15 protein-coding genes and 1 tRNA gene are annotated in these 17,785 nt (G+C 65.1%); 7 read left to right on the top strand and 9 right to left on the bottom strand.

Annotated elements, in window-relative coordinates; genetic code table 11:
* Positions 1 to 568: 568 nt before the first annotated feature.
* Entirely contained in the window at positions 569 to 949 is a 381-nt protein-coding gene (locus tag SRU_RS15015; RefSeq protein WP_231847230.1) for a hypothetical protein, read from the top strand.
* An 86-nt stretch (positions 950 to 1,035) separates the two neighbouring features.
* On the opposite strand, the gene SRU_RS15010 is transcribed toward SRU_RS15015, so the two are convergent.
* The 5 genes from SRU_RS15010 to SRU_RS14990 all read right to left on the bottom strand — a co-directional run bounded on the left by SRU_RS15010 (position 1,036) and on the right by SRU_RS14990 (position 4,294).
* Positions 1,036 to 1,302, bottom strand: a complete 267-nt coding sequence (locus SRU_RS15010) for a hypothetical protein (RefSeq protein WP_013062988.1) — start codon at positions 1,300 to 1,302, stop codon at positions 1,036 to 1,038.
* A 236-nt stretch (positions 1,303 to 1,538) separates the two neighbouring features.
* On the bottom strand, positions 1,539 to 2,507 hold the full coding sequence (locus SRU_RS15005; RefSeq protein WP_013062987.1) for a ring-cleaving dioxygenase: 969 nt from the start codon (positions 2,505 to 2,507) through the stop codon (positions 1,539 to 1,541).
* A 280-nt stretch (positions 2,508 to 2,787) separates the two neighbouring features.
* Positions 2,788 to 3,114, bottom strand: coding sequence for a hypothetical protein (locus SRU_RS15000; protein WP_103015439.1), 327 nt, complete (start codon positions 3,112 to 3,114; stop codon positions 2,788 to 2,790).
* Between the two features lie 53 nt (positions 3,115 to 3,167).
* Entirely contained in the window at positions 3,168 to 3,584 is a 417-nt protein-coding gene (locus SRU_RS14995) for a hypothetical protein (RefSeq protein ID WP_231847229.1), read from the bottom strand.
* A 98-nt stretch (positions 3,585 to 3,682) separates the two neighbouring features.
* Positions 3,683 to 4,294, bottom strand: a complete 612-nt coding sequence (locus tag SRU_RS14990) for a hypothetical protein (protein WP_237701792.1) — start codon at positions 4,292 to 4,294, stop codon at positions 3,683 to 3,685.
* A 657-nt stretch (positions 4,295 to 4,951) separates the two neighbouring features.
* Here SRU_RS14990 and SRU_RS14985 point away from each other — a divergent pair.
* Positions 4,952 to 5,380: a hypothetical protein gene (locus tag SRU_RS14985; protein WP_013062984.1), complete on the top strand. Its 429-nt coding sequence runs from the start codon at positions 4,952 to 4,954 to the stop codon at positions 5,378 to 5,380.
* Between the two features lie 33 nt (positions 5,381 to 5,413).
* Here the strand turns inward: SRU_RS14985 and SRU_RS14980 are convergent, their stop codons facing one another.
* The 4 genes from SRU_RS14980 to SRU_RS14965 all read right to left on the bottom strand — a co-directional run bounded on the left by SRU_RS14980 (position 5,414) and on the right by SRU_RS14965 (position 12,742).
* Complete coding sequence (locus SRU_RS14980) at positions 5,414 to 6,451, bottom strand: NAD(P)/FAD-dependent oxidoreductase (protein WP_011405564.1); 1,038 nt, start codon at positions 6,449 to 6,451, stop codon at positions 5,414 to 5,416.
* A 566-nt stretch (positions 6,452 to 7,017) separates the two neighbouring features.
* Positions 7,018 to 7,971, bottom strand: coding sequence for an endonuclease/exonuclease/phosphatase family protein (locus SRU_RS14975; protein ID WP_112905099.1), 954 nt, complete (start codon positions 7,969 to 7,971; stop codon positions 7,018 to 7,020).
* A 43-nt stretch (positions 7,972 to 8,014) separates the two neighbouring features.
* Positions 8,015 to 9,463 carry a SusD/RagB family nutrient-binding outer membrane lipoprotein gene (locus tag SRU_RS14970; RefSeq protein WP_237701791.1) on the bottom strand — a complete coding sequence of 483 codons (1,449 nt, stop codon included), beginning with the start codon at positions 9,461 to 9,463 and terminating at the stop codon, positions 8,015 to 8,017.
* Between the two features lie 123 nt (positions 9,464 to 9,586).
* Positions 9,587 to 12,742 carry a SusC/RagA family TonB-linked outer membrane protein gene (locus SRU_RS14965; RefSeq protein WP_011405560.1) on the bottom strand — a complete coding sequence of 1,052 codons (3,156 nt, stop codon included), beginning with the start codon at positions 12,740 to 12,742 and terminating at the stop codon, positions 9,587 to 9,589.
* 469 nt (positions 12,743 to 13,211) lie between these two features.
* Between SRU_RS14965 and SRU_RS14960 the strand changes: the two genes are divergently transcribed.
* The 5 genes from SRU_RS14960 (at position 13,212) to SRU_RS14940 (ending at position 17,646) form a co-directional block, all read left to right on the top strand.
* On the top strand, positions 13,212 to 14,732 hold the full coding sequence (locus tag SRU_RS14960) for a PKD domain-containing protein (RefSeq protein WP_011405559.1): 1,521 nt from the start codon (positions 13,212 to 13,214) through the stop codon (positions 14,730 to 14,732).
* Positions 14,733 to 14,863: 131 nt separating this feature from the next.
* Positions 14,864 to 14,950, top strand: a tRNA-Ser gene (locus SRU_RS14955).
* A gap of 114 nt (positions 14,951 to 15,064) precedes the next feature.
* Positions 15,065 to 16,336 (top strand): sensor histidine kinase, encoded by a 1,272-nt coding sequence (locus tag SRU_RS14950; RefSeq protein ID WP_011405558.1) that lies wholly within the window; start codon positions 15,065 to 15,067, stop codon positions 16,334 to 16,336.
* Positions 16,337 to 16,455: 119 nt separating this feature from the next.
* Positions 16,456 to 17,229 carry a LytR/AlgR family response regulator transcription factor gene (locus tag SRU_RS14945; RefSeq protein WP_013062977.1) on the top strand — a complete coding sequence of 258 codons (774 nt, stop codon included), beginning with the start codon at positions 16,456 to 16,458 and terminating at the stop codon, positions 17,227 to 17,229.
* Positions 17,230 to 17,280: 51 nt separating this feature from the next.
* Entirely contained in the window at positions 17,281 to 17,646 is a 366-nt protein-coding gene (locus tag SRU_RS14940; protein WP_011405556.1) for a hypothetical protein, read from the top strand.
* Positions 17,647 to 17,785: the final 139 nt, after the last annotated feature.

Genomic DNA, 17,785 nt, shown 5'->3' with positions numbered 1-17,785 from the left:
CCAGGCCAAGCTCAGTCTCGCGAGCAGGGGGGCTCGCCAGGGTGATCGGAGACGAAGACGAGAAAAGGTGGTGCTAGGCCCCTCGGGCCGTGTGCGGCCCCAAACAGCCGGTTCCGAGGCCGACCCGGGGGCGGCCCTCCAAAACGAATGTTTTAGGGCCCCAGAAGGATGCCGAGAGGGCCCCAAAGACGACGGTCAAGGCTCACTCCGTGCCGCGCCGCCCAAACCGGGAACGCCTCGCTTTGCCCTCATCGGAACGGGCCTACTGCGGGCCGACACGGGCCCCGCTGGAAACGCGCACAGCGACGTTGCGACACCGCCGCTGTGGACCGCTAGACGGTCGTGAGACAATTCGGGAGTACGAACGATAATCATCGCCCGCGGCAACGTCAAGAACCGAGGCGGCGCGGGCCCTCCCGGGCCGGCGGCCCCGCCGACGGAGAATATTCAACACGAGATTGTCCGGACGCAGTTGTCCTCGTCCCCGGCCCATCCATACATTGCGTTCTACAGTCTCCGGCACTCGGTGCCGGGTTCGCATACGTTTTCGAGCAACCCCGACGGTTTGATGAGCGATCCAGGCATTAAAGCACTCAGCAAGAAGGCAACGGAAGAGCAGGCCGCCTGTCCGGTTACGCTGGTGGTCAGCGGAAACATGGTGACCGGGCACATCGTGGCGCGAGACACCTTTGAGGCGGACACGACCCGGATGGTAGAAATGGCGCAAGAGCAGGCCGAGGACGACGAGGCCGTGCAGGCCATGGGCGATTCAATCTCCGCCATGCTCGACGAGGTGGGTGCGTCCGACGACGGGACGTTCGTGCACGTGTCCGTTCAGGAAGTCATGACCGGCGCGGAGGCCATCAACCTGGGGGGGTCGGTCTTCCGGTTCCGTACGAGCGAGATTGAGGGATACACCATCGGGACGGTGGAAACGCGAGAAGGATAGGGCACTGGGGGGATCCGTTCGGCCGTCCTGGCGGAGCAGCCCCGTCCCACGCTGCTCCGCCGTCGTGGCGGTGGCCGCGCCGCGACCTACTCGTCGTACGTAATCGTGACGGTGCGCCCCTCGTACTCAATCTCTACGCCGTCCTCCACGCGGGTCACCGTCGCGACCGACCGATCGAGGTCGGGTTCCTTGCCCTTCAAGAACGCGCGGACGGTCTCCTCCGCCACGGCCACGTGCTCCGGCTGTTCGCCGAGCTGATCTACATCCTCGGCCGCGTCGAACAGAAGCGGCGTGAGCTGGGCAATCGAGGTGGCCGCGATGAACTCGGGGGTGGGGCCTTCCATGTCTTCCATGATGAAGCGAAGAAGTTGGGCAGGAAAGTGAACGAGGCCTCGCTCTGAACCGCTCTCTCGTAGAACGAGCGCGTGACCCGGTTGAATTAGGGAAGCGTCGCGATGTTTTGGGGGACACGCGCCCCCAGCTCGTCGCTCCGGCACAAATCATCCAAAACGAAAGCGCCCACGACCTCACTGTTGTTCGGGGGCCGCGGGCGCGGTGGTGGGGACCGAGACGTTTGAACGGGACGTCGCTACACCGAAATATCGGCGAGCTGGGCCTCTACCTCGTCCCGTCGGTCCTGCAGGAACGGGGGCAGCATCAACGTGGTGCCGAGCTCGTCAACGGACTCGTCGTGGAGGAAGCCGGGCGGGTCCGTTGCGATTTCGAAGTTGACGCCGTTCGGGTCGCGGAAGTAGAGAGAGTGGAAGTAGTTGCGGTCCTTCATCGTGGTCACGTCGTGGCCGGCGTCGCGGAGCCGCTGGCGAATGGCCCGCTGATGCTCGTCGTCCGACACCCGGAACGCCACGTGGTGGACCGTGCCGTAGCCCCATTGCCCCTCGTGCATGTTGGGCTCGTTGTAGAGGTCGATGAACTGGGCATGGTCGGGGCCGGGCACCCGGAATCGGGTCCAATCGCCGTTCTGGGGGGTTGGCTCGTGGTCCACCTGCTCGTACCCCATCAGCTCGAGGACCTCCGTGGTCAGTTGGCCATTGTGGGGGTGAATGGTGACCCCGTGAAACCCGCGCACCGCGTGCTCGGCGGGCACAGGGCCGTCGGCCCACGGCTCAATGTCGGATGTTCCCGTGATGAGCTCCAGGGGCTGATCGTCGTGGTCTTGAAACTGGATCACGGTCCGCCCGAAGCGCTCCGTCACGGGATACAGGGTGGCTTCGTCGGCCGCGTCGAGCCGATCCACCCAGTAGTCCACGGCCCCCTCCGGAATCGTAAAGGCCGTGGCCGTGGCCTGTCCCCGTCCCACCTGCCCCTTCTGGATGCTGTGATGGGGTTTGAAGGTGAGAACGGTCCCCGGCGTGCCCGTCTCGTCGGCGTAGTAGAAGTGATACATCGTCGGTCCCTGGAATGCCTCCGAGGGGTTGTTGAAGAGGACCGTCTGCTTAACCAGGCGAAGCCCCAAGACGCCCGTGTAGAAGTCAAGGTTTTCCTGCGGGTCGTGCGCGTAGGCGGTGACATGGTGGATGCCGGATACTGGATCGCTCATGAATGGAAGGGCTTTTTTCAAAAAAGGCGACGGGACGGGGGGGAAGACATAGCGACGTGATCGCTTCGACGTACGTTCACCCCCGTGGGCACAGTCTACAAACCCTGGTGCCGAAAATTGTTCGAGCGAACAACGTTGAGAAGGACCGGGCCGTTGCGAGAACGGATGCCTGGGTTGGGGCGTCTCGTGGTGGGGCGGGGGCTCGTGTCGCCACACGAGTCCGGGGCGGTTCAGATGAGCGGGCCGCCGCCGAAAGACGTTGGTGGGGCCTTGGTGGGACCTACAGAAGAATCCGGCTAGCAGTGCCGACGATTCGGTCGATCAACGCGTCCCGAAACTGCTCGGCCCGGACGGCGGCGAGCCCCGCCTGTTTGAGTGCCTCCATCTCGGCCACGTCCTTCTGACCCCGAACGAGCGACTCAAACTCTTCCCGGGAGAGCTCCCCCTGCTCCAGCAGGCGCCCCCATCGTTTCAGGTCGTCCTGCGTCTGGTTCAGGAACGCTTCACCATCCTCGAGGGCAGCCTCTTGCATTTCCTGGAGGTGCGTCCGGGCCAGGTCGGTGACCTCGTCTCTGAGGGCGTCGAGAAACGCGTCAACGTCGGGCATCAGTCCAGAGACTGGATTGATGAGAGGGTGCGGGCGCACGGTGCGGGGCCGCGCTACGGGCTGTTGCGGACCTCGTCGGGCTTCTTCTTGCCGCTCTCCAGCTCGATGATGGTGTCGAAGGCGCGAGCGATCTGAGTCTTCTTTTCCTCAACAAACGTCGCCGAGAATGCGGATTGCTCCTCCCAGTCGGCCAGAAACCCCCCTAGAAGATCCCGGTCGGGATCGATAAGGATGCGCCACTGCCGGGCTGAGATCTCGTTCTCGGGGCGTCCCTTCGCAAACTCGTAGGCCTTCTCCAACTCGGTTTTTAGGTGTTGAACGGCGTCGGCATGCTCCGCATAGGGCGCGGTGGCCTTATCCATCAGGGCTAGGGCCTCCACCTTGAGCGAGGTGGCCTGCTCGTACGCCCGGGCGTTAAATTCGGAGATGGTGGGCCCACAGGCCGTGGCGGCCAGTAGCAGAAGGCCCAAAAGAGCCGTTCTTCCCGCGGGGGGGACGAGTGCCAGGAGACGGTTGTGCGGGCGGGACGCGGGGTGTGGCATGAGTGCCAAAGGGGAGAGACGATGTGCTATGAGTCTGCATCGGAGGACGGCTTTTCTGTCCCCTCCTTCATCGAGGCTCGCTCGTTGCGGGCCTTCCGGTCCCGCTCTTCGGGACTCCGAATGCCAAGACGGGTGAAAATCCGAAAGACCCCTCCGCTGCCCCCTGCGATGAGGAGGGCCGTGAGGAGTTGGCCCGGAAGGGTCGGGCGCCCGATGTTCTGCGCCTGAATCTCCGGAAAGCCCCTCAGAAGCTCGGCGACGATGTCGAGGTCGTAGTTCAGAAACACCAGAAAGGCAACCGTGATGATGAGAGGGGTCTTCACGCCACGGCCCTCGAAGTAGCGAATGAACAGGCGCCAGTCGAAGAGCACGGACATGGCCGATTCGAATACGAGGGAGAGGGCAAGCACCAAAAAGAGCACGTTGATGACCTGGGTGCGGTCCATCCCAGTGCGTGGAGATGAGGTCTCCGACGTGTCTTGAGCCTGCGACTCAAGCGCCCTCTGGACATCACCGAGGGCCGTCTGGAGGGCCCGGGCCGACTCGGCCGAAAGGGTGACGGAATCGGAGACTGCGGTCTGGGCGTGACCGGGCGTGACGGATAGAAGAAATGCCGTCAGGAGAAGGGTCGCAGACATGGCAAAATCTGCGTAGGTCAAAAATGGCGGCCCCCTGCTCTTCAGCGTCCCTTTCGGGGGCCAAGAGCGGAATTCATAGACAGCTGAAACGGCGTAAGTATAACGTCCGGTGCCCGAGTGCCAATCCCCTTTCGTTGGTGTAAAAGAACCCCCGACCTTCCGGCCCGGAGCGAGACGACAGAGACCGATCGCAAACGGTAGAAATAACGGGCCTCCGGATGAGTGCTGAATGCTCGTCGGAGGAGAGCGCTGAGGGCGGGGCCCTCCGTTATCCACAACTTATCCACGCCTGGGTCGCTACTTTATAAATAACGGAAGTCCGTTTCGCGTCGCAGAAACGGGTTTTTCGGGGGGCATGCCGGGCTCTAAATCTGTTATTGTTTTCGTCCCAAGCGGCGGGGGACCTTCGGAAGAAGTTATCCACATTCCCGTCCACAGGTCGCTGGGAGACCGATCCCCAGAGCTGCTGTCAATAACAGCAAAACGATATCCAGGCGATCAGCGCCGGTGGACCTGTGCGAATTCTGGACGAGAGCAACGGCTGTCCCGGCCCTTACGGAATCCTCTCTGGGGGCCGGTCGTAATGTAGATGATATTCGGCGGTGGCTCCGCAGATCGCCGTCACGCGTACCCTTCATTTGGACTTGTCTCCTCCCCATGGCCGACGAAAGTAGTGCATATCCCGAGCCGAGTGATTTCGAAGTGATGCGGCCGACCTACTACGAGAACGACGACGGCTTCATCACGGCCAAGATCGAAATTTCTCCGTTCAGCGTCGAGGGGGAGAGCCGAACGAAGGCGGGGGCCCGCCGCGCCGCCATCCACGAGGCGCGCAAGACGTACCATTCCTACCACCCCAGCTACGAGGTCGAAAGCCCGTTCCCGGATCATTTCGTCGATCGGGAGGGAACGGAGTGGCATCGTCTTCCCCCCTTCCAGCGCTCCACCTATGGGGACTACAAGTTCGTCGACGACTACGGCGACGAAGAGGAGGCCGTAGAGGAGGACTACGTCGACATCGAGACGATGCTTCTGTGGGACGTGCGCCCGGTCGACGTGCTCGACGGGGAAGAGGTAGAAGCATAACCCCACCCCTCGTCGCAGTCGTTGCGGGCCGGGTCATTCATCGGCCAGGGTGGACGCCATCTGCTCGCCCGTCTCCAGGCCGCTTCGGATTGCGGCGTGGAGGCGCGCCGCCCCTGCCACCCAGTCGCCCGTCACGTACACGCCTTCGTGGGCGGCTCCTCGCCGCGGGTCCTCCCGGAGGCCGTCGTCAGGCAGTGCGTACCGCCAGCCTTGGTGGTCCGTCCAGTCGGGGGCGGTGAGGCGCCCGTCGCCAATGATGGCCGCGGCGTGTCGGGCGAGGTCCGCAACGTTGTCCTCTGGGGGGGCGTCGTACCGCTTTGTTGACCACGCAGGGCTCGCCTGCACGACGAGGACCGATCTGCCCTCCGGCACGTGTCCGGGCTTGCACTCTTCGCGCCCGATCCAGCCGACCTCGTGGTCCTTGTCGGCGTTGACCAGTGCGTAGTAGGGCACGTCGACCTCGAAGTCGTACCCGAGGACGGCGGTCCAGACCGTTCGGTACTCCACCGCGCCGGCCGCCTCGCCGAGGCGATCCACGGCGTCAATCCCGGTCTCGTCCAGGAGCCCTGCCGTCTGCGGCGCGGGCGGATTCAGGAGAAGCGCGTCGAACGGCCCGTGCGTGCTGCCGTCCATCGTCGTGAGGTGCCAGCCGTCGTCGGGGTGGAGGGCCGCGATCCGCGTCCCGCGCCTGATCGCCGCGCCGGTTGCGCCGAAGAGATGCTTGGCCAGGCGCGTGATTCCGTCTTCGTACGTCCACCGCCGCGCGTCCCCGTCGCGCCCCTCTGAGACAGTGCCGTCGGCGTCGAAGGTCCAGATGGGACCGTTCACCTCTACGAGCCCCGTGTCGAACGTATCGGCAATCAGAGAGCTGACGCGGCCCCCAGCGTCCTTGAGGTAATTCGCGCCGTACTCGTAGACCGTCCCGTCCCGGCGTCGGGCAGCGGCGCGGCCACACAGGCCCCGCGACTTCTCAAAGACCGTGACCTCGACGTCGGGGCGGGCGGTGCAAAGGGCGTACGTCGCCGCCGCCGCCCCGGCCCCGGCGCCGACCATGCCCACTTCGAGGCTCATGGGCGTATACTCGCGTTTTTGCGGGGGGAGAGCAGAGAACGGGGATAGAAAAGGCCCGCCCCTGTAAAAGATGAGGCAGGCCAGTTCGTATCGCTCAACATAACGCTTTTTAAGATAAGAAAATCGACCCCCGGGGCGTCAACCCTCGGGCGTAAAGGACCTAAAACGATTCCCCCGGTCTTGGGGGGTGGGAGCAGTGATTTCTCGTCCGGTCCATTCCGCTCGTCGCACAGATCCACCGGTCCATCGGAGAGGCCGAATCCATGCATCGTGTGATCCGGTCAGACCCACGCGAGGAGGCGGGGGCCGCCCAAACGGTCCTACTCTGAGCGCCTCACTCGCTCATTCGCTCTGACTCAGTGCCTCCGTCCACCATGACCCACGCTCGCGAAACCCGTCTCCACGACGCGTCCAACTTCGACGACTTCATGCTCGCCGCGGTCTCCGCGATGCTCATCGCGGCCATTCTCGTGGTCTAACCGGCACTGTGTTGTTTCCAACAAAGGGGACCCGCTATCGCCTCTGCCCATCACGGTGGTGAGACTTGAGATAGGACGGAGGCCAAGTCACGGGTCGGACGGCGACGGGGCCAGGGACACCGTCGTGACCACGCTCCGATGGTCCGACGGATACCCCGAAACCGAGCGGTCCGTCGGGGACGCGTCGCGCAGGCCGACCGTGTAGGCCGTCTCGACGCTCACCGACGCGCCCGCCACGTAGATGAAGTCGATGCGGTCGTGCACCTCGTCCGGATCTCCGGTAAGGGTCGTCCAGGTGTATCCGGGACGCTTCACTTCATCCGGGTGGGCCACGCGGAATGCGTCCCGAAAGCCGCGTTCGGTGACCGCACGGGAGGTGGGCCACGGCACTTCGAGGCCGAGATGGAGGCCGGCCTCGGCGGCCGCAGGGGTCCAGTCGAGGTGCGAGGGCTCGTTGAAGTCCCCCATCAGAAACGTCGGCACGTCCTCCTGTACAGACTTTGACAGCGCGTCGAGCACCGGCTTGATTTCAGGGGATCGGGTCTTCCGGGCCTGGGCCACCGCCTCCCGCGGCGTCATCTCGTCGTCCCGGAGGGCGTAGGGCTCATAGGGATACGGGCTCAGGTGGACGTTGGCGATGCGGATGGGATCGTCGACCGTCAGGTACAAGAGGGCCCCGTACCGTGTGGGGCGGGAGATGGGATACCGACTGAGCAGGCCGGTGTCCTCCTCATTCGCCTCGTGCTCGTCGCTGTGGTGAAAGTAGTAGTCCAGTTCGTCGGCAATGTGGCGGAGCCGAGGCTCGCTGATTTCTTGCAGCGCCACCACGTCCGGGTCGACCGCTTCGATGGCGCGGACGGTGCCGGTGTCGGGTGTGGCGTAGAGCACGTTGTACGTCATTACCGTCAGCGAATCCGGCCGGTCGCGCTGAGGCGCGGGGGTCTCCTGGGCCCAGGCCCCCATCGTCCCCAGCGAGGAGAACGCGAGGGCCGCGAGGAGCGCGAGCACGAGATCGGGCCGGAGCGGGCGAACCGAGGGCATGGAGCCAATGGGTTGGAAAACAGGAGTACCGAGGAGGGATGCGCTACTCAAGGAGCCACATCTCGGTATTGATGCTGTTGGGGCCCTGGCGGTCGAGTGCCGCCTGGTAGTTGTCGGCGTTCAACGACTGTTCGCTCTCGGGGTAGCGGAACCGAACCGGAATTTCGTCGCCGTTGACGTTGTCAACGGACGGATCGATGTCCGGAATGCCCGTGCGCCGCCAGTTGAACCACCCCTCCAGGCCGGTGTAAAAGAGCGCGATCCATTTCTGCGTTCCGATCCGCTCCCGGGCCTGTGCCGAGTTGTTGGTCGGGTACGAGACGCCCGCTTGCCCGAAGTATCCGGGTGGCGTCGACTGCCCGTACTGCTCAAAAGACGCCTTGACGGCCTCGCGGTAGTGCGTCTGGGCGTCCGACGAAATCCAACCCCGCTCGGCCGCCTCGGCCTTCAGGAACAGGACCTCCGCGTAGGTCATGATGAGCCCTTTCGCGGCGTCCGGCTCGTCGTAGTAGCGAGTGAAATTGAGGCCGGACTGGAAGTCACGCCCCCCGTTAAAGCCGTCGGACGCATCGTTGGTTAACCCGTTCGGTACCCCCACAAACTTGGGGCTCCCATCCTCGACGGAGGCGGCGGTCGGATCGCCGAAGACCGACAGACGCGGGTCGTCGAAGTGCTTCAGGGTGTCGGTGAGCGTCTCGCTCAGCCTGAAGGTCCGGAACGTCCCGATCCGTGACGTGTGGCGGGGCCACTCGTTCGGGCGCGAGTCGAGGTACTCCAGCGCCGCGTTGTCGTCGTTGGACGTGAAGACGGGCGCCGCGTCCGGGGCGCTGGTGATGGATTGGAAGGCCTGGGACACGGGCACGTCGCCCCCGTCCAGGTTGAGCGAAATGTCTTTCTCGGAGAGTCGCATCAGGAGGCGCAGCCGCAGGGAGTTGGCGAGCTTCTTCCACTTCATCAGGTCGCCGTCGTACAGGATATCGCCCTGGATGGAGCCGCTGCCCGGCGTGAGCAGCTCGTTTGCCCGCCGAAGGTCGGCAAGCATGCCCCGGTAAATGGCCTCCTGTCGGTCGTATTTCGGTGTCTCAATGCCTTCCTGGACCGCCACCGACTCGGAATAGGGCACGTCCCCGTACGCATTGGTGAGCATCGAGAAAATCCAGGACTTGAGCACGAGCCCGACCCCTTCGTACTGGGGCTGGTCTCGTTCCTGGGCGATCTGGATCATGTCTTCTACGTTTCGAAGGTCGCCGTACAGGGGCTGCCAGTAGCCGACCCCGGCCCAGTTGTACCGGTCAATCTCGGTGGCGAACGACACCTTGGCGGTGTACTGAAGCACCAGGTTGCCGGTGGTATGGGCCGTATTCACGGAGGTGTTGACCGAGCCCCGGATGATGTCTGGAAGCAGAAGGTTGGGCGTCACTTCTTTGGGCTCGTTCGGGTTGTCGTTTACGTCTTCGAATCGACTGTCGCAGCCCGTGCTGGCCACAGCCACAGCGAATATCGCCAGGAGGGCCAGAAAAGAAGGAGCGCGAAGGGACGAGGGAAAGTGGAGAGACCGCATGGGAGCGTATACGACGTTGAGAGGCTGTAAGGAGGGACCGGAGGTGGTCGGAGGTTAGAAGTCGAGCTGCACGTTCATTCCGAAGGAGCGGGTGGACGGAATCTGCTGCACCTCGAAGCCCGGAATCTGTCCGTCCCCCCCGGAGATTGTCGTCTCGGGGTCGACGTGTGGCACGTCGGTCCAGAGGAACAGATTGCGGCCCGTCACGGACACGCCGACGTTCTGCACGCCGGCTCGTGTGAGCCAGTCGGGGGTGAAGTTGTAGCGGAGGGACAACTCCCGCAGCTTCACGTAGGTGGCGTCGAAGGAGTTGGACTCGACGTTCGGGCGATCGTAGTAGGTGCGGAGCCAGGTGACGTAGGCAGCCTCCTCGGTGTTTTCCGAGTACGTCCCGTCGTCGTTCTGGACGACCCCGTCGCCCACGACCGTCTCGTTGCGGGCACGAGTGGTGCCCTCCAGCGAGCCGCCCTCAATGCCGGTGGCGTGGGTGTTGGAGTAGAGGAGCCCGCCTTTTCGGACATCGAAGAGGACGTTCAACTGCAGGTTCTCGTAGCTGAACGTACTGCCGATGCCGCCCCGCCAGTCGTGGTTGTAATTGCCCACCTTCTCGACATCGTCAGTCAGCTGGGGCAGTCCGTCCTCGTAGATGATTTCTCCGGTGTGAGGGCTGCTGGGGTCCTCCACCCGGTCGAAGACCCGGCCGTATATGTCGCCCATCCGGCCGCCTTCTCGGGCCTGAGCGGAGCCCCCGAAGGGCCCCTCCCCGAGCACGAAGGTATCGATGCCGTCCGCCAGTTCCACGACCGTGCTTCGATTCCGCGTCCAATTTAGGGACACGTCCCATCCGAAGCCGCTCCAATCCTGAATGGGGCTGAGTTGGAGGCGCGTCTCCACCCCGGTGTTGCGAATTTCTCCGGCGTTGACGAGGCGGCTGTTGTACCCGGTCGACTGGGCGAGCGGTACGCTCAGGATCTGGTCGCGCGTAGTGCTCCGGTAGTACGTGACGTCGAGCTGAGCACGGCCGTCATAGAACCGAAGGTTGGTCCCGACCTCGTAGGAGGACGTGATTTCGGGCTGAAGGTTGGCGTTGGCCAGATCCGCCTCCGACACCACCGTCTGCGTGCTGCCCCACGCGTCCCCGAAGGTGTAGGTGTTGGTGAGGCGAAACGGGTCGGTGTCGTTTCCAACCTGGGCCCAACTGGCTCGCACCTTGGCGAACGAGAGGGGAAGAAACTCCGGCACCTCCACGAGATCCGAGACGATTACGCTGAGCGAGGCCGAAGGGTAGAAGTACGAATTGTTGTCCAGCGGCAGCGTACTCGACCAGTCGTTGCGGCCGGTGAGATCCAGGAAGAGCATGTCCTGGTAGCTTACCGTGCCGGAGGCGAACACCCCGAGAATCTCCTGTGCCTCGTCTCGCTCGTCAGCCTGCACGTTGGAACGAGCGTTTCCGATGTTATAAACGTCGGGAACGCTCAGGGCCTGGGCCGTCAGCTGCACGTTGCGGCGGGTCTGCCGCATGAAGTTGGCCCCCACTGAGGGCTCAAACGTGAAGTCGCCCACTTCGCGGGTGTAGTTGAGCAGCAGGTTGGAATTCCATTCCGTGAACGTCCGGTCTGCCTCTTGGAGCCACCCGTTGGGGGCGGTAATCGAGCTGAACGCTTTCCGCTGCTTCGTCCCCTGATTGCTGTAGTCGAGTCCCGTCCGGGCCCGGAGGTTTAAGTTGTCGGTAAACTCGTACCGGGCGGAGACGCCCCCGTAGAGGCGGTCCCGCTCAAGACCGTTGGTGTTCTCGTTGACCTGGAAGTAGGGGTTGTTCGTCCAGTTGCGGTCGTAGTGCGCCTGCTGGGTCCCCTCCTCCTGCCAGTAGTCTTTCAGAAGATCGTTCTCCACGTGGCGGGCGCCCCAGGTGAAGTAGTACATAATCGACTCCGATCCGTACCCCGAGCTGGGCAGGTTGTCGCTCGTCGTGTTCGCGTAGTTCGCGTTGGCGTCGACGGTCAGGGCATCGGTGACGTCGTAGCTGGCCGACAGGGACGTGCTGGTGCGGTCGAGGTTGGTGTTGGGGACGATGCCGGTCCGGTCGCTTCGAGAGAGGGAGGCTCGGAACGAGCTGTTCTCACCCCCGCCCCGCACGGCCACGTCTGTGCTGACGTTGGTGCCGGTGTTGAAGAAGTTGCGGACCTTGTTGGGCGCAGAGGTCACCTCGGTCGGGACCAAATTGCCTGCCTCGTTGCGGGGGCCCTGCCACTGCGGTCGTTCGACCCCTTCGTCCATGCGGACGCCCCAGTTCCATCCGGGGGCGTTCGTGCCGTCGACGTAGGCGAATTCGCCTCCATTTCCGTAGCTGTACTCGTTCTGGTAGTCCGGCAGCCGGAGGGGGCGGCTGGCCGTCACACTGGTGCGAACCGTCGCCCCAATGCCGTCCGTCTCCGAGCCGTCCTTCGTCTCGATGAGTATAACCCCGTCTGCCGCCCGCGAGCCGTACAGGGCGGCGGCGCTCGGGCCCTTCAGCACGCTCATCTCCGAGATGTTCTGAGCGTTAATCTGGCTGAGGCCGTTGCCGAAGTCCACCTGCGTGGTCTGCGCGTCGGACCCCTGGGTGTTGGGTGTGTTGTCGATCGGGATGCCGTCGACAACGATGAGGGGTCGGTTGGAGCCGGCCAGGGAGGACTCCCCGCGGATGGTGACGCGTGGGGTGCTGGCCAGGCCGCCGGATCCGCCCGTGACGTTCAGGCCCGCGACCTTCCCGGACAGGTTGTTCATGACGTTGGGCTCCGGCGCCTCGGCCACGTCGCTTCCCGACACCCGTTCCACGGAATAGCCGAGCGAGCGCTCCTCGCGGTCCACCCCGAGGGCTGTTACCACGACGTTTTCCAGGCCAACCGTCCCGGTGCCCAGCGTGATGTCGAGCGTCCGGGTGTCGCCGGCAGAGAGTTCGAGGGTGCGGGACACCTTCTCGAAGCCGACGAACGAAAAGACGATTGTCCGGCGGCCAGGCCGGACGGCGGCAAGTTCGTAGGCCCCGTCCGCGTCGGCAGAGACGCCGGTCTGAGTTCCCTGGACGCGCACGTTTGCCCCCGGAAGGGGCGCGCCGGTGGAATCGGTGACGACACCGCGGACGGTAGCGGGGTCCTGCGCGCTGCTGGTGGGAGAAAAGCAAAGCGCACCGAGCAGAACGCCCAGAAGCAGTGCAGAATACCGTAGCATGGGCAAGGCGAGGTCGAATGAGTGCAATACGCCTTCCCCAAGGAAGGAGAGACGAAGGACGCGTTTGTGACGATTGGACTATTTTGATTTATTACAGCGAAGAATAATGTTATCGTTCAATGTGGTTTATAATTTGGCAATACGTAGATAATATTGAGGCAACAGTGAGGAATACTCGTTTTGAGTGATTCGTTGGTCAAACGGAAGATATATGATCAACGTCATCGGGCCCTGTGCTACGCCCTCACGAGAGGGCAGATGTGGACCTGGTCGGGGTGTCCTGTGACTGCGGATGATTGGCCGGCAGCGGTTGTTGAACGGAGAGGCAAGATCTTTGCTCTGATTGTCCACGCCTCAGTGTCAAGCCACTCAAGGTGATCTGTGCGGGGCGGCGCGCAGACGACGATGTGGATCATGAGGGACATCCGGCGGCCTCTGCTTTTAGCCTACTGATTTCCAAACTGGCTTCATGGTTGCTCTTCGTTCTGTGCGCACACTCGTGCTGTCGGCAGGGGGGGCGGTGCTCCTCGTGGGGCTGTTGTTTGGCGTCCTCCTACCGTCCGCACACGCCCAATCCCAGCGGGCGGACGATATGTTCTACGGCAGGCTCGGGGGTGGGCTCTCTGATTTTACGAGCGACCTGTCGTCGTGGCGCCCGACGCATCCATTTGGGGGCGGAAAGTTCACGCGAGGGGCAGGCCCTCCGTTCGTCTTCGTTGGGGAGGTGGGGTACCAGTTTTCGCCGCACTGGGCCCTGGGGATCGGGATACAAGGGGGCAACTACCCTGTGGAGGTATACCCCGAGATCGAAGGCATTTCGGACTCGTACCGCTACACCCCGCGCGTGCTAGGGCGCTACACGATGGGGGGCGGGGCCGTCGCCCCGTACGTGGACCTGGGGGTGCACGCCACGCTCGGGGGGGACCGTCCTCCAACGCGCATCGGAGCCGGCCCCTCCGTGGGCGGCGGCGTGGACATCCGGCTGGGGCGGGCGGCCTCGCTCTACGTGGAGTCGCGTGTCAACCTGACCGTTCCGAGTGGGGCCGTGGACGGATCCGACGCCGGGACCCGGTTCGACGTGACCGGTCAGCTTCTCGGAATCGGGCTGAAGGTACACCTCACGGCCCCGACCCCGCCGCGGATCATCCGACTGGAGGGGCCGGATACGCTGGACACCGGCACGTCGGTGACGTTCGCGGCGACCGTCAACGAGGAGGCGGCCGACCGGCCCCTGGACTACCAGTGGGACTTCGGCGATGGCGCGACCGCGACCGGGCGAACGGCGACGCATGCCTACGACCGGCCCGGGCGGTACGTCGTCTCCTTCTCGGCCCGCAACAGGGCCGGAACGGCGGAGGCGTCCACGGCCGTCGTGGCCGAGCCGCCCCCGGAGCCCCCTCAGATTGCGACGGCCCGCGCCACACCGGAGCCGGCGGCCGCGGGGGCGGCGGTGCAGTTTAGTGCGGCGGCCACGGGAGGCAATCCGATTGCGTACGAGTGGCGGTTTGGGGACGGCGCAAGCGCGGAGGCGGCGTCTCCCACCCACACCTACGAGACCCCGGGCACGTACACCGCACGGCTCCGGGTGTCCAACCCGGACGGAGACGACACCCGAACGGTGACGGTCCGGGTGGCCCGGCCCGCCGGGGCGGACACGAGCGGGGCGGCCGCAGCGGCACAGAATTCCGCCGATTCCTCGGGGACGGGTCCCCCGGCTGTCCCTCCGGCCGACACGTCCGCGCAGGAGCGGTGGGGGATCGTCGTCGCCTCCATGAGCGAGGAAGGGCAGGCGGCACCTGTGGCCCGCCGGTATCGCGAACGGCTTCCGGAGCCGCTGCGTGTGGAGGTGCGCGGGGCCGAGAGCGATCGGGGCGTACGGCGGCACCGGGTGGTAATCGGGCCGTTTGAGGGGACGGAGGCGGCCCAGCAGGTCCTCAGGGAGCGGGCGGAGATGCTGCCGTCGGGGGCGTGGCTCCTTCGTCTCGAGTAGCAAGGCCCTGTCGTGAAGTGCCCAGACGGCCGTGCTCCACGCGGCATCCGTGTCCCCACGCCCAATTCAAGCCCCGATTGAAACCGTCCCCCGAGGCCCATGTGAAAGCACAAGCGCAACCACGCGTCCTCGGAGGGGTGGCAGAGCCTGGTCGAATGCACCGGTCTTGAAAACCGGCGGGCCGCGAGGCCCCGGGGGTTCGAATCCCTCCCCCTCCGCTCCTTGGTCTGCATGCATCAGGGGCCCTTCCATCTGCAGGGCCGAACCGCGGGCGAGGTCGCTCCCGGAGCACAGGCCCATCTCCAGACGCTGCTCACCCGCCGGGATCCGCCATGGCCGCGCCGGCCGCCTCGGAGCTGTCCGCCCTTCGCCGGTTCACGCGGCGCTACCTGCAGTACGGCACCGTGGCGCTTCTGGGGGCCCTCCTCCTCATCGAAGGGGCCGGGCCCTGGCTCGTCGAGTGGTTCCGGGCGACCCCCGGCCCACAACTGTGGGGGCGCGTGCCGTTTGCGTTCTTCACGTTCGCCGTCGGGCTCTGGACGCGCCTGCACCTCTGGGTCCTGCTCGTGCCCGTGGTGCTCGCGCTCTTCCGCTGGGCCGACGTGCGGGCCGGCCTGAAGCACGGCGTGGGGTGGATGCTGGCAATTGGGGTGCCCATCGCCGTCGTCCACGTGGCCATCGAACGGGGCATCTTTGCCGTCGCCACGCTTACCCGCGAGGGCATCTACCCCAACTTCACGACGTCGTTCGACTTCCGGGCGATCGACCCCTACGGCATCGGCGGGTGGCAGCTTGCCGTCTTTCTCGTGCGGCGCCTGATCGCCGACTATTTTACGTACTTCATCGTGGCGGCGCTGTGCTTCGCGTACGAGCACTTTGCCCGCTCCCGGGAGCAGGAGGCCCAGGCCCAGGCCCTGCAGGCCGAGCTGGCGCAGGCCCAACTGCAGGCACTGCGTATGCAGGTGAACCCGCACTTTTTGTTCAATACGCTAAACGCAATCACCGTCCTCGTGCGGGGGGGCGAGACGGCGAAGGCGGGCCGCACGCTTCGCCTGCTGAGCGACATGCTGCGCGCCACCTTTCAGGGGGTGGACGTGCAGACGGTCCCGCTGCGGGAAGAGATCGACCTGGTGGAGCGCTACCTGGAGATCGAGGAGATCCGCTTCGAGGACCGACTGCGGACCGAAATTGACGTCGATCCGGCCGTGAGTGAGGTGGCGGTGCCTTACCTGTTGCTCCAGCCCCTGGTGGAGAACGCCGTCCGCCACGGCATCGCGCCCCACGCCGAGCCCGGAACGGTGCGCGTGACCGCCCGTCCCGCCACCACGCACGGCCAGAAGGGCGTCGAGCTCACGGTGGCCGACAGCGGGCCGGGCTTCTCGGACCCCCCGGAGGTCCTTCTGGACGAGAGCGAGGGCGTGGGCCTCTCCACGACGAAACGGCGGCTCGACACGCTCTACGGCGAAGCGCACGCCCTCGAACTCGGCCCCGCCCCGGACGGTGGGGCGCGCGTGACAATCCGGATTCCGTGCAGTCCGCGGGACACGCTGTTCCCGTCCGAGAAGCAGCGGGAGGCCCCTGCGGCCCCGGCCCCAAGCGCATAGCCCCGGGCCCGCACCGAGCTCGCGCGGGACCGGACGACGCGTATCTACCAGTCTACTCTTCTACTCGTGCACGCGCCCCTCCACGCTCGTACCGCTCAGACGCCACAACACACAGACCCATGCCCATTCGTGCCCTCATCGTTGACGACGAGCCGCTTGCCCGCACCGGGGTGCGTCAGCTTGTGGAGCCCCTCGACGACGTGACCATCCTCGGGGAGGCGACCGACGGGGACGAGGCGGTGCGTCAGATCGAGGCGCAGGCGCCCGACCTCGTGTTTCTCGACGTGCAGATGCCCGAAATGAGCGGGCTGGAGGTCGTGCGCGAGGTGGGGGTGGAGGCGATGCCGCTCACCATTTTCGTAACGGCCTACGACCAGTACGCGCTCGACGCCTTCGAGGCCCACGCGCTGGACTACCTGCTCAAGCCGATCGAGGAGGACCGCTTCGAGGAGGCCATGGAGCGGGCGCGTCAGCAGCTCCGCCAGGTGGAGGCGGACACGCTGAATGAGCAGCTCCGGGGGGTGCTTCGGGAGTATGCGGATGCGGGGGAGACGGGCGGCATCGAGCGCTTCACGATCCGGAGCCGGGACCGCATCTATTTCGTGGACGCCGAGGACGTGCAGTGGATCGAGTCCGAGGGCGATTACGTCGCCCTGCACGACGGGGACGACGCCCACCTGGTCCGGAAGACGATGAAGAAGCTCGAGGAGCAGCTCGATCCCGATCAGTTCCTGCGCGTACATCGCTCCTACATCGTAAACGTGGAGCACATCGACGAACTGCGTCCCCTCGACCACGGCACCTACCAGCTCCGCATGGCGAACGGCACGCCCCTGAAGACGAGTCGCGGCTACAGCGACAACATCGACGCGCTGCTCGACGCCACGGGCTAGAAGAGAACGCCCGTCGCCATTCGCCAGAACCCGCCTATCGTCTACACTCCCATGAACGCGCATCTTGCCGTGGTCGGCCGCCGGTCCTCCCACCCCGTGGAAGGGTCGGACCGATCCCCACTTGACCTGACGGATACCGCCCTGCCGACCTCGGTGCACGGAACCGAGGCGCGGCGGCTCTTCCGGGCCCTCGACGACGCCCTCCGCGAGATGCGGGTGCGGCAGGCGCAGGCCCCGGCCGACGCCAAGTCGGCACTGCGGCTCGGGCTCATCGTAACGGCGGAGAACGGAACGGCCCTCGACGTGCACACGGCCTCGACGAACCTCCGCACGGTGGACCTGGACAATTCGGACGACCGCGAGACGGTGCTCGGTGAGCTTCGGGATCTGGAGCAGGAGTTCCTGGCGGGCGGCTGAAGCCCCCGGGGCCACGGTCCTCGTAACGAAGTAGTGGGAAAGGGGCGCCTGCGGGCGGACGAGACGCTTGGGGCGAATCACCAGCGAAGGCCGGCGGTGCGGTTCCAAGTAGGGCACTACCTCACGACGCCCGCTCGCA

Source organism: Salinibacter ruber DSM 13855, from assembly GCF_000013045.1.
In the GTDB taxonomy this organism is placed as follows: Bacteria; Bacteroidota; Rhodothermia; order Rhodothermales; family Salinibacteraceae; genus Salinibacter; species Salinibacter ruber.
This window is presented reverse-complemented; position numbering and strand designations above follow the sequence as displayed.